This is a genomic window from Pseudomonas sp. JL23 (assembly GCF_056933585.1).
In genome coordinates, this window is sequence record NZ_CM167795.1 from 6,408,883 (window position 1) to 6,427,703 (window position 18,821).

The following is an 18,821-nucleotide window of genomic DNA, read 5'->3' on the forward strand; positions in this document are numbered from 1 at the left end:
CACCAGCATGGCCACCACAGCCAAACTGGTTGCGCTACGCGCAACGCGCCATGCCTGGCGCACGCACAAAAAAGGCGCCCCGAAGGACGCCTTTTTGCACAGCAAAACCAGGGATTAGTTGGTTTTGGCAGCGCCGAACGCGCCGAAACGCGATTTGAAACGGTCAACACGACCGCCCACATCCAGCGTCTTCTGCTTGCCGGTGTAGAACGGGTGGCATTCGTTGCACACGTCCAGGCTCAGAGGCTTGGCGAGAGTGGAACGAGTTTTGATGACATTGCCGCAGCTGCAGGTTGCGTCAATGGCTTCGTAAACTGGATGGATATCAGCTTTCATGGATACTTCCTCGGGCTAGACGTGCCGCCACCCAACACTATTGTTGAATACCGCACGTAATAAGGCTGCGGATACTACCAGACAATTGGAATGACGCAAGTGAACGTCAGCACCGATCGTCTGCTAAGCTCGCCGTCCGCTCACGACCGCAACAGGGAATTTCCCGCGTGCCCGACGCCATCCTGCGCCTTGCCCTGCCCTCACCGCTGCGCCGCCTGTTCGACTATCGCCTGCCTGCTGGCGTTGAGCGCAGTGCGCTGCAACCAGGCATGCGCCTGCGGGTGCCATTCGGCTCGCGGCAGATGATTGGCGTGCTGATTGAGGTGGTGGATCATAGCGACGTCCCGGCCGACAAGCTCAAGCCCGCCCTGGCCCTGCTCGATCAGCAATCGCCGATGCCGCCGTCACTGTTCAAGCTGTGCCTGTGGACCTCGCAGTATTACCAGCACGGCCTGGGCGACACCCTCAGTTGGGCCCTGCCGGTGCTGCTGCGCCAGGGCGAGCCGGCGGAGTCGCGCCAGGAGCGCTTCTGGCAAGTGGCGCCCGATGCCAGCATCGACGACCCGCGTATCGCCCGCGCGCCCAAACAGCGCGAAGCCCTGACCACCCTGGCCCAGCATCCCCACGGCGTCGCCCATCAGTTGCTCGACAAGCTGGAGCTGAATAAAAGCAGCCTCAACCTGCTGCTGGAAAAGAATCTGGTGCAGGTCGAAGTGCGTAGCCATGCCCCGGTCGCCCGCCATGAACGCTGGCTGGCACAGCCGGAACTGCCGCTCAATACCGAGCAGCGCGCGGCTTATCAGGCGATTCGTGCCGGTTTCGACAGCTTTCATGCCTTTCTTTTGGCCGGCGTCACGGGCAGCGGCAAGACCGAGGTCTACCTGCAACTGATCCGCGAGACTCTGGAAGCGGGCAAGCAGGCCCTGGTGCTGATTCCGGAGATCAACCTCGGCCCGCAGACCCTGGCGCGTTTCGAGCAGCGCTTCAATGCGCGTATCGCCCTGGTGCATTCGGCGGTCAACGATCGCGAGCGCCTCGACGCCTGGCTCGCCGCCCGGGATGGCGAGGCCGACATTATTATCGGTACTCGCTCGGCGCTGTTTACGCCCATGAAGCATCCGGGCCTGATCATCATCGACGAAGAACACGACGGCTCCTATAAACAGCAGGAAGGCCTGCGCTACCACGCACGGGATCTGGCTCTGGTCCGCGCCCGCCAGGAGAACATCCCGATCGTACTGGGCTCGGCTACGCCGTCCCTCGAAAGCCTGCACAACGCCTACACCGGTCGCTACGGCCTGCTGCGCCTGACCCAACGCGCCGGCGGCGCCCAGCAGCCGCGCTTCCTGCGCCTGGACGTGAAAAGCCGGCCCATGGACAGCGGCATCTCCGGGCCGATGCAGCAGGCCATCGGCCAGACCCTGGCGGCGGGCCAACAGGTATTGGTGTTCCTCAACCGCCGTGGCTACGCCCCGACGCTGCTGTGTCATGACTGCGGCTGGCTGTCCGGCTGCCCGCGCTGTGATGCGCGCATGACCGTACACCAACGCTCCGGCGAACTGCGCTGCCACCACTGCGGCCATGCCGAACGCGTGCCCCGTCAGTGCCCGTCGTGCAATCAGGTGGACCTGCGCCCGGTCGGCGCGGGCACCGAGCGGGCCGAGGATCGCCTGGCCATCCTGTTCCCGGATTACCCGGTGCTGCGGGTCGACCGCGACAGCACCTCGCGCAAGGACGCGATGAACCAGCTGTTTGCCACGGTCCAGCGCGGTCAGCCGTGCATCCTCGTCGGCACGCAGATGCTCGCCAAGGGTCACCACTTCCCGCGGGTGACCCTGGTGTCGATCCTCGATGCCGATGGCGGGCTGTTTTCCGGCGATTTCCGCGCCGCCGAACGCATGGCGCAGTTGATCGTGCAGGTCGCAGGCCGGGCCGGGCGTGCCGAAGAACCGGGCAAAGTGATCATCCAGACCCACCTGGCCGACCATCCGCTGTTGGTGCAACTGACCGAACAGGGCTATTTCGCCTTCGCCGAGCAGGCCCTGAGCGAACGCCGCGCCGCCGGATTGCCGCCGTTCGCCCACCTGGCGCTGTTGCGTGCCGAGGCCCATAAACCGGGGCAGGCCGAGGGCTTTCTCGACGAAGCCTGCGCTGAAGCCGAGCAATTGGTCAGCGAAATGCAGCTGGGCGGCATCGAACTGCTCGGCCCGGTGCCAGCGCCCATGGAACGCCGCGCCGGGCGCTTCCGTGCGCAGCTGCTGGTCCAGGCCAGCGCCCGGGCGCCGCTGCACCGCTTGCTCAACAGTTGGATGCTGGCCCTGGAGCAAATGCCCAGCGGCCGCCAGGTGCGTTGGTCGCTGGATGTGGATCCGGTGGATCTTTATTGATAGATGTGGGACCGGCTTTAGCCGGGAAAGGGCCAGTACATCCGGCGCATTTCCTCGATAGGGAGGACGTCTTCCCGGCTAAAGCCGGTCCCACATGAGTTCCATGTTTGCCGCGTGGACGTCCCCGCCCATCCAACACGGTTGGCAAGCCCGTCCCCGCCACGGATAATGCCCAGTTTTTCCACCCGCGCATCCAGGCGCCGCCGCGCTTGCGGTCGAAAGAGAGCATCATGAAAGACACCATTCGCCAGTTGATCCAACAAGCCCTGACCCGACTCGTCAACGAAGGCGTCTTGCCTGAAGGGCTGACCCCGGCGATTCAGGTGGAAAACGCCCGGGACAAGACCCACGGCGACTTCGCCAGCAATATCGCGATGATGCTGGCCAAGCCGGCGGGCATGAAGCCTCGCGACCTGGCGGAAAAACTCATCGCCGCCCTGCCTGCCGACGAGCAGATCAGCAAGGTCGAGATCGCCGGACCCGGCTTCCTCAATTTCTTCCAGAATACCCAGGCCCTGGCCTCGCGCCTGGATGCCGCGCTGGCCGATGCGACCCTGTCGGTACGCAAGAATGGGGCGGCTCAGCGCGTGGTCGTCGACCTGTCGGCGCCGAACCTGGCCAAGGAAATGCACGTCGGCCACCTGCGTTCGACCATCATTGGCGACGGCGTGGCCAGTGTCCTGGAGTTTCTCGGCGACACCGTGATCCGCCAGAACCACGTCGGCGACTGGGGCACTCAGTTCGGCATGCTGCTGGCCTATCTGCAGGAAACCCCGGCCACCAGCGACGAGCTGTCAGACCTGGAAAACTTCTACCGCGCCGCCAAGGGCCGCTTCGACGAGTCCGAAGAGTTCGCCGAGCGCGCCCGTGGCCTGGTGGTCAAGCTGCAAGCCGGTGATGCCGAATGCCTGAGCCTGTGGACCCGCTTCAAGGACATTTCCCTGTCCCACTGCCAGGAAGTCTATGAGCGCCTCAACGTTAAACTGACCCCGGCCGATGTCATGGGCGAAAGCGCCTACAACGACGACCTGGCCAATGTCGTCAGCGACCTGAAGAAAGCCGGGCTGCTGGTCGAGAGCAACGGCGCCCAGTGCGTGTTCCTCGAAGAGTTCAAGACCGCCGAAGGCACCCCGCTGCCGGTCATCGTGCAAAAGGCCGGTGGCGGTTATCTGTACGCCACCACTGACCTGGCGGCCGTGCGCTATCGCAGCAACGTGTTGAAAGCCGATCGTGCCCTGTACTTCGTCGATCAGCGTCAGGCCCTGCACTTCCAGCAAGTGTTCGAAGTGGCCCGCCGCGCCGGTTTCGTCACCAACGGCATGCACATGGAACACATGGGCTTCGGCACCATGAACGGCGCCGATGGCCGTCCGTTCAAGACCCGCGATGGCGGCACGGTGAAACTGGTCGATCTGCTCGACGAAGCCGAGGAACGCGCCTACACCCTGGTCAAGGAGAAGAACCCGGAGCTGGCCGAAGACGAGCTGCGCCAGATCGCCAAGGCCGTGGGCATCAGTGCGGTGAAATACGCCGACCTGTCCAAGCACCGCGCCAGCGATTACAGCTTCAACTTCGACCAGATGCTGAGCTTCGAAGGCAACACCGCGCCCTACCTGCTGTACGCCTACACCCGCGTGGCCGGCGTATTCCGCAAACTGGGCGAACCCTTTGATGCCAGCAAGGGTCAGATCGTCCTGGATGCACCGCAGGAGCAGGAACTGGCCGCTCGTCTGGCCCAGTTCGGCGAAATTCTCAACAACGTCGCAGAGAAAGGCACGCCACATGTGTTGTGCGCGTACATCTACGACCTGGCCGGGCTGTTTTCCAGCTTCTACGAAAACTGCCCGATCCTCGGTGCCGAGAACCCTGAACAACAACAGAGCCGTCTGCGCCTTGCCGCATTGACCGGTCGCACTCTCAAGCAAGGCCTGGATCTGTTGGGTCTGGAAACTCTGGAGCGTATGTAATTTGGCCGTTGCGAAGAAGAAGTCTCCCCCCCCGAAACGCGGTGCAAGCCGCTATCAGGCTCCGGCGAAAAAGCCTATTCCGGGTTGGCTGTGGATGGTTGCCGGGCTCACTGTTGGCGCGTTCATCGTTTTCCTGATGAAACTCGAACCCGGTGGCGAGGACGTCAAGCGCGTCAAGGCCGAAGCCAAGGCGGCGAAAATCGTCGAAGCGAACAAGACGCCGCCGAGCCCGACCGCGCCGGTCAAGCCCAAGTACGATTTCTACACACTGCTGCCGGAATCGGAAGTCATCGTGCCCAAGGAAGCCGTGCCGGAGAAAACCCCGCCTGCCATGGTTGCACCGCTGCCTGCGGTCACACCTGAACAGGCGGCGAAGATCGACACCGTGCGCGCCCAGGCCGCCCTCAGCGGCCTGACCCCGCCGCCTGCGCCTCCGGTGGTGAACACCGCCAAACCGGCGCCGGTGACCCAGTTCTTCCTGCAGGCCGGCTCGTTCCGCAAGCAGGCGGACGCGGACAAGGTGCGTGCACAGATCATACTGCTCGGCCAGGCGGTCAACGTGGAGTCCGGCACGGTCAAGGATGAAACCTGGTATCGCGTACTGGTCGGCCCGTTCAGCAACCGCGAACAACTGACCACCGCGCAGAAACAACTGGCGGGCAGTGGCTTCAATAACCTGTTGTTGCAACAGCGCAGCAAATAAACAGCCCCAGACCTGTGGGACCGGCTTTAGCCGGGAAGGCGTCTTTGAATCCAAGATACTTTCCCGGCTGAAGCCGGTCCCACAAATAGATAAGCCCTCATTCGCAGCCTTCGGCAGCGCCTACAAAGCAGGTCGTCCGCATGAGGCCATTCATCCCCCGACTATGGTCAAGGTTGAAATACCCACCCCCACCCCCATATGAGTTTTCACCAGGGCATTTTCGCCCCGCTGTGTGGAGACTCTCCCCTTGACCACCATCGTTTCAGTGCGCCGCCAAGGCAAAGTCGTCATGGCCGGCGACGGCCAGGTTTCCTTGGGCAATACCGTGATGAAAGGCAACGCAAAGAAAGTGCGCCGCCTGTACCACGGTGAAGTCATTGCCGGTTTTGCCGGGGCCACCGCCGATGCGTTCACGCTTTTCGAACGCTTCGAAGGCCAGCTTGAAAAACATCAGGGCCATCTGGTTCGTGCCGCTGTTGAACTGGCCAAGGAATGGCGCACCGACCGCTCCCTCAGCCGTCTGGAAGCGATGTTGGCCGTGGCCAACAAAGACGCTTCGCTGATCATTACCGGCAACGGTGACGTGGTCGAGCCCGAAGACGGGCTGATCGCCATGGGCTCCGGCGGCCCTTACGCCCAGGCCGCCGCTCGCGCCCTGCTGCAGAAGACCGACCTGTCCGCCCGTGAAATCGCCGAGACCGCCTTGAATATCGCCGGCGATATCTGTGTCTTCACCAACCACAACATCACCATTGAGGAGCAGGACCTCGCCGAGTAAGCGTCGCACCGGCCCCGCTCGACGGCGGCCGTGCAGCCCTTGCCTGTCCCAGAGGACCGTCAACTACCATGTCCATGACTCCCCGTGAAATCGTCCACGAACTGAACCGTCACATCATTGGCCAGGACGACGCCAAGCGCGCCGTCGCCATTGCCCTGCGCAACCGCTGGCGGCGCATGCAACTGCCTGAAGAGCTGCGCGTCGAAGTGACCCCCAAGAACATCCTGATGATCGGCCCGACCGGTGTCGGCAAGACCGAAATCGCCCGGCGCCTGGCCAAGCTGGCCAATGCACCGTTCATCAAGGTTGAAGCGACCAAGTTCACCGAAGTCGGCTATGTCGGTCGCGATGTCGAGTCGATCATCCGCGATCTGGCGGATGCCGCGATCAAGCTGCTGCGCGAGCAGGAGATGGTCAAGGTCCGCCACCGTGCCGAAGATGCCGCCGAAGATCGCATCCTCGATGCTCTGCTGCCGCCAGCCCGTAGCAGCTTCAACGAAGAACCGCCGACCAGCGATTCCAACACCCGCCAGCTGTTCCGCAAGCGCTTGCGCGAAGGTCAGCTGGACGACAAGGAAATCGAGATCGAAGTCAGCGAAGCCGTGGGCGTCGATATTTCCGCGCCACCGGGCATGGAAGAGATGACCAACCAGCTGCAAAGCCTGTTCGCCAACATGGGCAAGGGCAAGAAGAAGAGCCGCAAGCTCAAGGTCAAGGAAGCACTGAAACTGGTGCGTGACGAAGAGGCCGGCCGCCTGGTCAACGAGGAAGAACTCAAGGCCAAGGCCCTGGAAGCAGTCGAGCAACACGGCATCGTGTTCATCGACGAGATCGACAAAGTCGCCAAGCGCGGCAATGTCGGCGGCGCCGATGTGTCCCGTGAAGGCGTGCAGCGCGACCTGCTGCCACTGATCGAAGGCTGCACCGTCAACACCAAGCTGGGCATGGTCAAGACCGACCATATCCTGTTCATCGCGTCCGGCGCGTTCCACCTGAGCAAGCCGAGCGACCTGGTGCCGGAGTTGCAAGGTCGCCTGCCGATCCGCGTCGAACTCAAAGCCCTGAGCCCGGAAGATTTCGAGCGTATCCTCAGCGAGCCCCATGCCTCCCTGACCGAGCAATACTGCGCGCTGCTCAAGACTGAAGGCTTGGCCATCGAGTTCCAGCCCGACGGCATCAAGCGTCTGGCCGAGATCGCCTGGCAGGTCAACGAGAAGACCGAAAACATCGGTGCCCGCCGCCTGCACACCTTGCTCGAGCGCTTGCTTGAAGAAGTGTCGTTCAGTGCCGGCGACCTGGCCGGTGCCCCGGATGCGAGCCCGATCCTGATCAACGCCGAATACGTCAACAGTCACCTGGGCGAATTGGCGCAGAACGAAGATCTGTCCCGCTATATTCTCTAAGACAGCTACTAGCCGCGAGCTACGAGCTTCGAGCCAAATCAGATCGGCTTTTACTCGTAGCTCGTAGCTCGTCACTCGCAGCTGAGACCCCCTATGCCTCCAATGCCCTCCGCCATTCAGCTGCACAAAGCCTCGAAAACCCTGACTCTGAAATACGGGCCCGACGAGGAATACCAATTGCCCGCCGAATTTCTGCGGGTGCATTCGCCGTCCGCCGAGGTGCAGGGCCATGGCAAACCGATCCTGCAATTCGGCAAGCTGGGCGTCGGCCTGAGCAAGGTGGAACCGGCCGGGCAATACGCACTGAAATTGACCTTCGACGACGGCCATGACAGCGGATTGTTCACCTGGGAATATCTGTACCAACTGGCGCAACGCCAGGAATCGCTGTGGGACGATTATCTGGTGGAGCTCAAGAACGCCGGAAAATCCCGTGACCCTTCCGAGCAAGTTATCAAACTGATGCTCTAGCCCGCCGCTTGCCGGTTTAGGACGCACTTTCTAATCGGTTTTGTTTCAATGTCCCGCGCAGCGGCCAATGACTGGCCCCGCTTGCGCAAATTTGAAATCTCGCGTAACCAATGACTCTGGCAAGTTCTCTGCATCGATTTGACGCAGAGAAAGACAGTGGGCAAGCGCTCGTGCGGTAGCGCGCCTTTCTGTCGATGCGGTTGTTTACATCATCGGTTACCGAGCAGCAGTACCGGCATTGCCCGTGACGCTGGATCACGGCCAGGCCCGTACTCACCTCAGGACAATGGAGCGTCGTGGATGAGTAACAAAAATAGCGAAGACCTGCAGCAACAGGCCTCTGAACACACCCTTGGGCTTAACCCGGTGGTGGGGCTCAGGCGCAAGGATTTGTTGAACACCGCACGCATGGTTCTGCGCCTGACTGTCAAACAGCCGTTCCTGAGTATCAAGCACGTCGCGCAACTGGGCGCCGAGCTCAAGAATGTGATGCTGGGCAAATCGACCCTGCAACCGGCCGCCGATGACCGTCGCTTCGCCGATCCGGCCTGGAGCCAGAACCCGCTGTACCGTCGCTACCTGCAAACCTACCTGGCCTGGCGTAAGGAATTGCACGACTGGATCGACGATAGCAACCTCACCCCGCAGGACATCAGCCGCGGCCATTTCGTCATCAATCTACTGACCGAAGCGATGTCGCCGACCAACAGCGCGGCCAATCCGGCGGCGATCAAGCGCTTCTTCGAAACCGGCGGCAAAAGCATCCTCGACGGCATGTCGCATTTGGCGAAGGATCTGGTTCATAACGGCGGCATGCCGAGCCAGGTCAATATGGACGCGTTCGAAGTCGGCAAGAGCCTGGGCACCAGCGAAGGCGCGGTAGTGTTCCGCAACGATGTGCTGGAGCTGATCCAGTATCGCCCCATCACCGAACAGAGTTACGAGCGCCCGCTGCTGGTAGTGCCGCCGCAGATCAATAAGTTCTACGTCTTCGACCTCAGCCCGGACAAGAGCCTGGCGCGCTTCTGCCTGCGCAGCAACGTGCAGACCTTCATCATCAGCTGGCGCAACCCGACCAAGGCTCAGCGCGAATGGGGCCTGTCCACCTACATCGATGCAGTCAAGGAAGCGGTCGACGTGGTCTGCGCCATCACCGGCAGCAAGGACGTCAACATGCTCGGCGCCTGCTCAGGCGGCATTACCTGCACCGCACTGCTGGGCCATTACGCCGCTCTGGGCGAACAGAAGGTCAACGCCCTGACTCTCCTGGTCAGTGTGCTCGACACCACCCTGGACACCGACGTGGCGCTGTTCGTCGACGAGCAGACCCTGGAATCGGCCAAGCGCCACTCCTATCAGGCCGGGGTGCTGGAAGGGCGCGACATGGCCAAGGTTTTCGCGTGGATGCGCCCCAACGACTTGATCTGGAATTACTGGGTCAACAACTACCTGTTGGGCAACGAGCCGCCGGTGTTCGACATCCTGTTCTGGAACAACGACACCACCCGCCTGCCCGCCGCCTTCCACGGCGACCTGATCGAGATGTTCAAGAACAACCCGCTGGTGCGCCCCAATGCACTCGAAGTCTGCGGCACACCCATCGATCTGCAGAAAGTCACCAGTGACGTATTCTGCCTGGCCGGGACCAATGACCACATCACCCCCTGGACCTCCTGCTACAAGTCGGCCCGCCTGTTCGGTGGCAAGACCGAGTTCGTGCTGTCGAGCAGCGGCCATATCCAGAGCATCCTCAACCCGCCGGGCAACCCCAAGTCGCGCTACATGACCAACCCCGAGATGCCGGTTGATCCCAAGGAATGGCAGGAAAACGGCACCAAACACACCGACTCCTGGTGGCTGCACTGGCAGAATTGGCTGGCTGAACGCGCGGGCAAACTGAAGAAATCGCCGACTACACTCGGCAGCAAGGCCTATCCGGCGGGTGAAGCATCGCCAGGCACTTATGTCCACGAACGCTAGTGAGCAGTCAACGGTCGACCACAGGGCTTTGCGTATGCCTCAACCCTTTGTATTTCGCACCATCGATCTGGATGGCCACAACATCCGTACCGCAGTGCGCCCCGGCAAGCCCCACCTCACGCCGTTGCTGATCTTCAACGGTATCGGCGCCAACCTTGAGTTGGTGTTTCCGTTTGTCGACGCTCTCGACCCGGACCTGGAAGTGATTGCCTTCGACGTGCCGGGCGTGGGCGGATCCTCGACGCCGCGGCGGCCGTACCGTTTTCCCGGCCTGGCGAAGCTGGCCGCGCGCATGCTTGACTACCTGGACTACGGCCAGGTCAATGCGATTGGCGTGTCCTGGGGCGGCGCGCTGGCCCAGCAGTTCGCCCACGACTATCCCGAGCGCTGCAAGAAACTGGTGTTGGCAGCAACCGCAGCCGGTGCGGTGATGGTGCCAGGCAAACCCCGGGTGCTCTGGTTGATGGCCAGCCCGCGGCGTTATATCCAACCCTCCCATGTGATCCGCATCGCCCCGGAAATCTATGGTGGCGCCTTTCGTCGCGATCCGCATCTGGCCGCCAACCACGCGGCCAAGGTCCGTTCGTCCGGCAAGCTGGGCTACTACTGGCAACTGTTTGCCGGCATGGGCTGGACCAGCATTCACTGGCTGCACAAGATCCGCCAGCCGACCCTGGTGCTGGCCGGTGACGACGATCCGCTGATTCCGTTGGTCAATATGCGCCTGCTGGCCTGGCGTATACCCAATGCCCAGCTACACATAATCGATGACGGACATTTGTTTCTGATTACCCGGGCTGAAGCCGTGGCCCCCATCATCATGAAATTCCTGCAACAGGAACGGCTACGCGCCGTCGTGCACCCCAAACCTGCGCCGATTGTGCGCTGAGCTAAGCCCCTGAGTAACAAGGACGCTGTACGTTCCAGCAGCTGCGCCGGACACCGGAGTGTTTTCGCCGCAGCCCTACGACCACCTCCCCGTACGGAGGCGTCGTAGGAATATTGATTGATGGCCTGACGAAGGAGTGTTGCCCTCATGCAAGATAAACCTGCAAAGAGCGTTGAGCCCAGTACGGAGTCTTACTTCAACGCCCAAAGTGCTATTACCGGTTTGCGCGGTCGCGACCTGCTCTCGACCCTGCGGCGAGTCGCTGCCCAAGGCCTGCGCCACCCGCTGCATAACGTGCGTCATGCCCTCGCCCTGGGCGGCCAGTTGGGCCGGGTCTTGCTCGGCGATACCCCGCACACACCAAATCCGCGCGACAGCCGCTTTGCCGATCCGACCTGGACCCTCAACCCGTTCTACCGACGTGGCTTGCAGGCCTACCTGAGCTGGCAGCACCAGAGCCGCAAATGGATCGATGACAGCAACCTGTCCACCGACGACCGGGCCAGAGCGCATTTTCTGTTCAACCTGCTCAACGATGCCCTGGCGCCGACCAACACCCTGCTCAACCCGATGGCGGTCAAGGAGCTTTTCAACTCCGGCGGCACCAGCGTGATCAAGGGCCTGAGTCATATGGTCGATGATCTGCTGCACAACAATGGCCTGCCCAGCCAGGTGACCAGGGACGCCTTCGAGATCGGCCGTACCGTCGCCACCACCGTCGGCACCGTGGTGTTTCGCAATGAAATGCTGGAGCTGATCCAGTACAAACCCATGAGCGAAAAACAGTACGCCAAGCCCCTGCTGATCGTGCCGCCACAGATCAACAAGTTCTATATCTTCGACCTGAGCGCGAAAAACAGCTTCGTCCAGTACGCCCTCAAGAATGGCCTGCAGACCTTCATCATCAGTTGGCGCAACCCCGATGTGCGGCACCGCGAGTGGGGGCTGTCGAGTTATGTCGAAGCCACCGAACAGGCGATGAATGTCTGCCGCACCATTACTGCCAGCCGCGAGGTAAACCTGATCGGTGCCTGCGCCGGCGGCCTGACCATCGCCGCCCTGCAGGGCCATTTGCAGACCAAGCGCCAGCTGCGCCGGGTCTCCAGCGCGACCTACCTGGTCAGCCTGCTCGACTGCGCCATCGAAAGTTCGGCCTCGTTGTTCGTCGATGAGACGACCCTGGAAGCGGCCAAGCGGCGTTCCTACCAGAACGGCGTGCTGGACGGCCGGGACATGAGCAAGATCTTCGCCTGGATGCGCCCCAACGACCTGATCTGGAGCTACTGGGTCAATAACTACCTGCTGGGCAAGGCGCCGCCGCCGTTCGACGTACTGTACTGGAACAACGACAGCACCCGCCTGCCCGCTGCCCTGCATGGTGACCTGCTCGACCTGTTCAAGCACAACCCGTTGACCCACCCCGGAGGCCTGGAAGTCTGCGGTACGCCCATCGATCTGGAAAAAGTCACGGTGGATAACTTCAGCGTGGCCGGCATCAACGACCACATCACACCGTGGGACGCAGTCTATCGCTCGACCCTGCTGCTGGGCGGCGAGCGGCGTTTCCTGCTGTCCAACAGCGGCCACGTGCAAAGCATTCTCAACCCACCGGGCAACCCGAAATCCCACTACATCGAAGCGGCCCGCCTCAGCGGCGACCCTCGTGCATGGTTCTACGATGCCAAGCAGACCGAAGGCAGTTGGTGGCCGACCTGGCTGAGCTGGATTCAGGAACGCTCGGGCACCCAGCGCGAGACCAACATGACCCTGGGTAATGCCGCCTATCCACCGATGGAAGCCGCGCCGGGGACTTATGTGCATGTGCGCTGAGGCGATCTTTTGTAGGACCTGCTTTTTGTGGGACCGGCTTTAGCCGGGAAAGCATGGGTACAGGCAGTAGAGAAATATCGACTGTACCGAGCTCTTCCCGGCTAAAGCCGGTCCCACCGTTATGAACGCGCCATCAAGAACCCGAATCCCAAACAAGAAGCCCGGATGAAAACCCGCGACCGTATCCTCGAATGCGCCCTGTCCCTGTTCAATCAGGAGGGCGAACCCAACGTTTCAACCCTGGAGATCGCCAACGAACTGGGTATCAGCCCCGGCAACCTGTACTACCACTTCCACGGCAAGGAGCCGCTGGTGCTGGGCCTGTTCGAACGCTTCCAGAGCGAGCTGACGCCACTGCTCGACCCTCCCGCCGACGCGCAACTGGCCGCCGAGGATTACTGGCTGTTCCTGCACCTGATCGTCGAGCGTCTGGCCCACTACCGTTTTCTGTTTCAAGACCTGTCCAACCTGGCCGGGCGCCTGCCCAAACTGGCCCGGGGTATTCGTAATCTGCTCAATGCCCTGAAACGCACCCTCGCCTCCCTGCTGGCGCGGCTCAAGGCCGAGGGGCAGGTGGTCAGCGAAACCCAGGCCCTGGGGCAACTGGTGGAGCAGATCACAATGACCCTGCTGTTCTCCCTGGACTACCAGCGGATTCTCGGCCGCGAGGGCCAAGTGCGGGTGGTGGTTTACCAGATCATGATGCTGGTCGCCCCGCACCTGACGCCGGGCTCGCGGCATGCGGCGCAGAAGCTGGCGTTGCACTATCTGGAAGATTGATTTGCCTTGGAATAGGCTCTTGTAGGAGCTGACGAAGGCTGCGATTGCGGTGCATCAGGAAGAACGCGATCGCAGCCTTCGGCAGCTCCTGCAGGTATCAGAGACACGCCGATAGTGCAGGCGAATCCGCAAACAACCGCTCACTGACAAAATCCACAAACACCCGCACCTTGGGTGAAAGATGCCGACTCGACGGCCACAGCAGGCTCATGGGTGACGGTGCGTTGGTGTGCTCGGCCATTACCTGGCACAGGTCACCGCTGGCCAGGGCGTCCCGGACCAGGAAGTCCGGCATGCAAGCAATCCCCATGTCACTGAGGGTCATGCCCAGCACAGCCTGCATGTTGTTGCAGGTAAAGGCCGTGCGCGTGCTCCACTCCACCTCGCCGGGCTCGCGGGGCAGCGGCCAGTCCTGCAACTTGCCGTTGCTGTGAAAGCGAAAGCGCACGCCGCAATGGCCGCGCAAATCAGCGGGATGCTGCGGGCAGCCGTGACGGCTCAGGTAAGCGGGCGAGGCGCACAGCAGCACCTGTACTTCGGGCAACGCGCGCATATGGAAGCGTGAGTCCGCCACAGCTCCACCACGCAGGGCGACGTCGTAGCCCTCCTCGATCAGGTCGACGAACTGGTCGTTGAAATCCACATCCAGCTCAATATCCGGGTAGCGCTTGAGAAACTCCGGCAGGATCGGCAGCAGCAAGTGGTAACCCACCGTCATGGTCGTCACCCGCAGCTTGCCACGGGGCGTTTCGGTGCTCTGCGCCACGGCGGCGCGGGCATCGTCCAGTTCGTCGATGATGCGTCGGCAGCGCTCCTGAAACAGCCGCCCCTCATCGGTCAGGCGCAGGCTGCGGGTCGAACGCTGAAACAGCCGCACACCCAACTGGTGCTCCAACCGCGCCACGCCCTTGCCCACCGCCGAAGCCGACAAACCCAACACCCGCCCGGCGGCCACGAAGCTACCCAGTTCGGCGGTACGTACAAATGCCATCAGGCCACTGAAACGATCCATCCCCTATCCCCATTCAAGCGTTTGATTCCGCTATACACGGAATTTTTGCCGTTTTTAAGCGGATTAACGCGCTCTTATCATCCTCGTCAACTTGGCTGCATTACGCCAGTACCCAATGCAGCTCATCCCGAACTTGAGGATTACCCATGAACCGAAACCTGATCCTGCTGGCGGTGTGCATTGCCGCCATCAGCATGCCGCTGAATTTCACCGCTGCCGCCGTAGCGCTGCCCGCCATCGGCCGCGCATACGGCGGCAGCCCCATCGCCCTGAACTGGGTAACCAACGCGTTCATGTTGACCTTCGGCAGTTGCCTGATGCTGGCCGGAGCCCTCGCCGACAGCTACGGGCGCAAGCGCGTATTCGTCAGCGGCGTGACGGCTTTTGCGCTGTTCTCCGCCGCCCTGGTCCTGGCGCCGAACCTGCTGTGTTTCGACCTGCTGCGCGCCGCTCAGGGCATCGCCGCAGCTGCTGCGTTTTCCGGCGGCATGTCGGCGCTGGCACAGGAGTTTGAAGGCCCTGCGGCCGTGCGGGCCTTCAGTTTTGTCGGCAGCAGCTTCGGGATCGGCCTGGCCTTTGGCCCGATCGCTTCGGGGCTGATGATCGAGGCCTTTGGCTGGCACACGATCTTTCTGATGATCACCGTCCTCGCCGCGCTGGCCTCGGTACTGGGCCTGCGCTACATGCACGAGACGCGCAACCCTGACGCCGCCGGCATAGACTGGCCCGGCGCGATCAGCTTTACCTGGGCCCTGGGGATTTTCACCTACGCGGTGCTGATGGCACCGGAGCGCGGCTGGAGCGATCCGTGGGTGGTGACCTTGCTGGCCGTGTCGCTGCTGTCCTTTATTGCCTTTGTGATCATCGAACGCCGCGTCGCTCAGCCGATGCTTGATCTCACCCTGTTCCGCTATCCGCGCTTCGTCGGCGTGCAACTGCTGGCAGCGGCCCCGGCCTATGCCTACGTGGTGTTACTGGTGCTGCTGCCGATTCGCTTCGTTGGCATCGATGGCATGAGCGAACTGGCGGCGGGCCAACTGATGATCGCCCTGTCTGCACCGCTGCTGGTACTGCCCATCGCTGCCGGCATGCTGACCCGCTGGCTCAGTGCGTCGATCATTTGCGGGATAGGCCTGCTGATCTCGGCTGGCGGGCTGTTCTGGCTCAGCCATATCCCGACCGGCAGCGCGGCCGTCGATCTGATCTGGCCGATGTTCGTGATCGGCGCCGGGATCAGCCTGCCGTGGGGCCTGATGGACGGCCTGGCCGTCAGCGTCGTACCCAAGGAGCGCGCGGGCATGGCCACCGGCATCTTCAGCACCACCCGCGTCGCAGGCGAAGGCGTGGCGGTAGCCATCGTCACCGCCCTGCTCTCGGCCCTGACCTCGCAGCACTTGAACGGAGTGAACGTGACCGAAGCTGCGCAACACTTGGTCACCGGCGACCTGTCCGGCGCCCAGTCCCTGCTGCCCGGCACCGCCCAGGCCTTGCTGGTGCACGGCTATAGCGACGCCTTCAGCACGCTGCTGCTGATCCTGAGCAGCATCACCGTGGCGACGGCGGCGGTGGTATTTGTGTTTCTGGATCGGGGCAATGGTGGCAACCACGAGGCACTGGAGTGCCAGCAGGATCAACTGGCCTGATCTGGAGAATTCGTGGGAGCAAGCTTGCTTGCGAAGGGCTCAACGCGGTATGCCTGAAACACCGCGTCGTCCTTTTCGCGGACAAGCCGCGCTCCAACGGAATCGCATGTACCTGTGGGAGCGTGGCTTGCCCGCGAAGGCCTCAACTCGGTATGCCTGCCATACAGCGTCGTCCGTTTTCGCGAGCAAGCTCGCTCTCACAGGTCTTGATTCAATCTGCCTCTGTGCCTATCCTCGCCCCGTCACGGACCATCCGTGATCAGGTTTGACGGCCTGGTTTCATCACTAGTACCGATGCACGTCCCAATCGTATGCAACGCAACTTTGCGTGCCCGCGTTATGGCGACTGTGCGTGGGGCACTTTCGAGTGCGCCGGGTGCTAGTGTCCGGTCCGTCAACCCGCGCACAGTTGCCACCCTGAATTCGTTTGACGGCGAATGTGGCAGCTCTAACTTACTCACTAGAGATCTACAGAATGATTCAAAAATACATTCCACACGCCCATCCGTTCGGCAAACTATCGATAGGCAAAAACCTGTTCATGGTCCAGCCTGGCATCTCGCGAGAGGTAGCCCTTCATCAAGCCACGAACATGTTCGACTGCGCCGCCGACTTGATGACTGAAGCGGAGGATGCCGACCTGCAACTGAGCCGCAAACTCACCCGAACCGCGCTGCATTTCATCGACGTCGGCCGAGCGCTAGTCGAGGTAGCAGCAGAAACGCCGTAACGGTCCAATAAAAAACCCGACCTGCTCTCACAGGTCGGGTTTTCATGCCGCCATCCGGTTTATCAGGACTGGCCGCTCGGTGTCGCCGGTGCCGCCGGTGCGGCGCTTGGTGTTGGCGCTGCCGATGCTGCGGTGGTGCTGGCCGGGGCCGGGGCGGCCGGTGCAGCGCTGGCGGCGGGTTTGGCCGCTGCCGGTTTTGCGGCGGCAGGTTTCTTCACCGCTGGCTTTTTCGCTGCTGCAGGTTTGGCGGCTGCTGGCTTCGCAGCGGCAGGTTTAGCCGCTGGTTTGGCAGCAGCCGTTTTCGCGGCGGCAACCGGTTTGGCGGCAGCGCTTTTGACGGCTGTTTTAGCCGCAGCAGCAACCTTGGTAGCAGCCGGTTTGGCAGCTGGTTTCGGCGCAGGCTTGACCAGCGGCTTGACGGCAGTTTTAGCGGCGGGTTTGGCCGCTGCGGTTTTCGACACCGGCGTGACCGAGGCACCGGTCAACTTCTCGATTTGCTTGGTCAGCAAATCGACCTTGTTGTGCAGTGCCTTGACTTCATTGCGGCTCGGCACGCCCAGGCGGGAGATGGCGCTGTTCAGGCGTTTGTCGAACGCACCTTCCAGTTCGCTCCATTTGCCCAATGCCAGGTCTTTAACATCGCCAACACGGGACTTGGCCTTTTTGGCGGTGTCCTTGGCGGCGTCGACTTGTGCATCGACTTCAGCCTTGGTCTGTTTCTCGGCTTTCTCGCCGTCCTTGACCAGGGTTTCAAAAAGCTTACTGCCATCATTGCTGATCTTCGAGTAAGCACCCAATCCAGCCAGCCAGATCTGGCGCGAGTATTTTTCAACCTCGCCGATCCAGGAGCTGCCTTCTTTTTCGATTTTCTTTTTGCCAGCCATCCCGCTCTCCTTATTGTTTACGCTCGACACGTTCCAGCAATGCTGTCAGCTCATCGAGCTTAGCAGAGAGTGTCTCAACATCATGTTTAGATGGAATGCCGATGCGATTCAAGGCACTGGCAACGCGGCGGTCGAAGGCACTTTCGATCTTGTCGAGCTGCACTTCAACGCGGCCTTTGATGCCGGTAACCTCGCCCTTGAGCGAATCAATTTCGCTGTTGGCCGCTTCGAGCTTTTCATTGACGGCGCTCTTGGCTTCTTTCTCAACTTTTTCGCCGGTCTTGATCAGCTCTTTGACGTAAGTGCTGCCTTCATGACCCGCCTTGGCGTAAGCCCCCAGGCCCGCCAGCCAGATCTTGCGGGCATACAGCCGTACTTCGGAGAATGCCTTTGTTTCTTCGGCTTCGATTTTTTTCTTCAAAGTCACTTTGGCCATGTCGCACCTCACGCTCGAAAAATTAGAGGAAGCGCCCCGCGGATTGGGGGCATGGGCACAAAGTACGGAGAAAAATTAGAATGCTCACCCTAGGGTTTAAAACAGCGCTCAAGCCAATCAACTTCATGCGGATTGGAATGGACTTTGTGGGAGCCGGCTTGCTGGCGATCGAGTGCGCAGCACTCGCAATTACATCATTGCCCTATCTGCCGCTATCGCCTGCAAGCCGGCTCCCATCTGGTCAGATTTTGTCTTCACTACCCAGAGAATTCAGACCAACGCCTTATCCAGCACCTTCTCAACCTCGGTCTTGATCGCGCCACTCATGGCCGAGAGGATGAAGTTGAGTTCGATGGTCACACGGATCAGGGCCGCTTCCACATCGACGCGGCCTTTGGCGCCCTTGCCTTCCAGGGATACGCTGTCCCCTTTCCACTCGTGGGCCAGGCCGTATTTTTCCGAGAGTTTCTGCACCAACTGTTCAGCTTTTTCCCGGGCAGCTTCGTGGCCGAGGGTATGGGCGCGTTCAACGGTGATCTTGGACACTGCAAGGCTCCTTGATGAGGTAATTCGTCGGGCAACTATAACAGTG

Annotated in this window: 17 protein-coding genes; 12 read left to right on the forward strand and 5 right to left on the reverse strand. The window is 61.5% G+C overall.

The window, feature by feature from the left end; genetic code table 11:
* Positions 1 to 114 precede the first annotated feature (114 nt).
* A complete protein-coding gene (gene rpmE / locus AC1Z24_RS29290) occupies positions 115 to 336 on the reverse strand; it encodes a 50S ribosomal protein L31 (protein WP_259104279.1) in 222 nt (73 codons plus the stop codon).
* A gap of 167 nt (positions 337 to 503) precedes the next feature.
* Here rpmE and AC1Z24_RS29295 point away from each other — a divergent pair, with 167 nt between their 5' ends.
* The 10 genes from AC1Z24_RS29295 (at position 504) to AC1Z24_RS29340 (ending at position 13,524) form a co-directional block, all read left to right on the forward strand.
* On the forward strand, positions 504 to 2,723 hold the full coding sequence (locus AC1Z24_RS29295; RefSeq protein ID WP_483743768.1) for a primosomal protein N': 2,220 nt from the start codon (positions 504 to 506) through the stop codon (positions 2,721 to 2,723).
* 230 nt (positions 2,724 to 2,953) lie between these two features.
* The gene (gene argS, locus AC1Z24_RS29300; RefSeq protein ID WP_483743769.1) at positions 2,954 to 4,690 is read left to right on the forward strand and encodes an arginine--tRNA ligase; all 1,737 of its coding nucleotides are present in this window, start codon (positions 2,954 to 2,956) and stop codon (positions 4,688 to 4,690) included.
* A gap of 1 nt (position 4,691) precedes the next feature.
* A complete protein-coding gene (locus AC1Z24_RS29305; protein ID WP_259104274.1) occupies positions 4,692 to 5,393 on the forward strand; it encodes an SPOR domain-containing protein in 702 nt (233 codons plus the stop codon).
* A gap of 247 nt (positions 5,394 to 5,640) precedes the next feature.
* The gene (gene hslV / locus AC1Z24_RS29310; RefSeq protein ID WP_259104273.1) at positions 5,641 to 6,171 is read left to right on the forward strand and encodes an ATP-dependent protease subunit HslV; all 531 of its coding nucleotides are present in this window, start codon (positions 5,641 to 5,643) and stop codon (positions 6,169 to 6,171) included.
* A gap of 68 nt (positions 6,172 to 6,239) precedes the next feature.
* Positions 6,240 to 7,574, forward strand: a complete 1,335-nt coding sequence (gene hslU, locus AC1Z24_RS29315; protein ID WP_483743770.1) for an ATP-dependent protease ATPase subunit HslU — start codon at positions 6,240 to 6,242, stop codon at positions 7,572 to 7,574.
* A gap of 93 nt (positions 7,575 to 7,667) precedes the next feature.
* Positions 7,668 to 8,045 (forward strand): gamma-butyrobetaine hydroxylase family protein, encoded by a 378-nt coding sequence (locus tag AC1Z24_RS29320; protein WP_483743771.1) that lies wholly within the window; start codon positions 7,668 to 7,670, stop codon positions 8,043 to 8,045.
* A gap of 300 nt (positions 8,046 to 8,345) precedes the next feature.
* Positions 8,346 to 10,025, forward strand: a complete 1,680-nt coding sequence (phaC, locus tag AC1Z24_RS29325) for a class II poly(R)-hydroxyalkanoic acid synthase (protein ID WP_483743772.1) — start codon at positions 8,346 to 8,348, stop codon at positions 10,023 to 10,025.
* A gap of 34 nt (positions 10,026 to 10,059) precedes the next feature.
* Entirely contained in the window at positions 10,060 to 10,914 is an 855-nt protein-coding gene (phaZ, locus tag AC1Z24_RS29330) for a poly(3-hydroxyalkanoate) depolymerase (protein WP_483743773.1), read from the forward strand.
* A 147-nt stretch (positions 10,915 to 11,061) separates the two neighbouring features.
* On the forward strand, positions 11,062 to 12,744 hold the full coding sequence (gene phaC / locus AC1Z24_RS29335; protein WP_483743774.1) for a class II poly(R)-hydroxyalkanoic acid synthase: 1,683 nt from the start codon (positions 11,062 to 11,064) through the stop codon (positions 12,742 to 12,744).
* Between the two features lie 165 nt (positions 12,745 to 12,909).
* The gene (locus AC1Z24_RS29340; protein WP_483743775.1) at positions 12,910 to 13,524 is read left to right on the forward strand and encodes a TetR/AcrR family transcriptional regulator; all 615 of its coding nucleotides are present in this window, start codon (positions 12,910 to 12,912) and stop codon (positions 13,522 to 13,524) included.
* 97 nt (positions 13,525 to 13,621) lie between these two features.
* On the opposite strand, the gene AC1Z24_RS29345 is transcribed toward AC1Z24_RS29340, so the two are convergent.
* Positions 13,622 to 14,536 (reverse strand): LysR family transcriptional regulator, encoded by a 915-nt coding sequence (locus AC1Z24_RS29345; protein WP_483743776.1) that lies wholly within the window; start codon positions 14,534 to 14,536, stop codon positions 13,622 to 13,624.
* A gap of 146 nt (positions 14,537 to 14,682) precedes the next feature.
* Between AC1Z24_RS29345 and AC1Z24_RS29350 the strand changes: the two genes are divergently transcribed.
* Entirely contained in the window at positions 14,683 to 16,179 is a 1,497-nt protein-coding gene (locus tag AC1Z24_RS29350) for an MFS transporter (protein ID WP_483743777.1), read from the forward strand.
* A gap of 475 nt (positions 16,180 to 16,654) precedes the next feature.
* The gene (locus AC1Z24_RS29355) at positions 16,655 to 16,909 is read left to right on the forward strand and encodes a hypothetical protein (RefSeq protein WP_483743778.1); all 255 of its coding nucleotides are present in this window, start codon (positions 16,655 to 16,657) and stop codon (positions 16,907 to 16,909) included.
* Positions 16,910 to 16,971: 62 nt separating this feature from the next.
* Here AC1Z24_RS29355 and AC1Z24_RS29360 read toward each other — a convergent pair whose 3' ends face one another.
* The 3 genes from AC1Z24_RS29360 to AC1Z24_RS29370 form a co-directional block, all read right to left on the reverse strand.
* The gene (locus AC1Z24_RS29360; protein ID WP_483743779.1) at positions 16,972 to 17,793 is read right to left on the reverse strand and encodes a phasin family protein; all 822 of its coding nucleotides are present in this window, start codon (positions 17,791 to 17,793) and stop codon (positions 16,972 to 16,974) included.
* 10 nt (positions 17,794 to 17,803) lie between these two features.
* Positions 17,804 to 18,229 carry a phasin family protein gene (locus tag AC1Z24_RS29365; RefSeq protein ID WP_483743780.1) on the reverse strand — a complete coding sequence of 142 codons (426 nt, stop codon included), beginning with the start codon at positions 18,227 to 18,229 and terminating at the stop codon, positions 17,804 to 17,806.
* A gap of 270 nt (positions 18,230 to 18,499) precedes the next feature.
* Complete coding sequence (locus AC1Z24_RS29370) at positions 18,500 to 18,775, reverse strand: polyhydroxyalkanoic acid system family protein (protein WP_259104246.1); 276 nt, start codon at positions 18,773 to 18,775, stop codon at positions 18,500 to 18,502.
* Positions 18,776 to 18,821 lie beyond the last annotated feature (46 nt).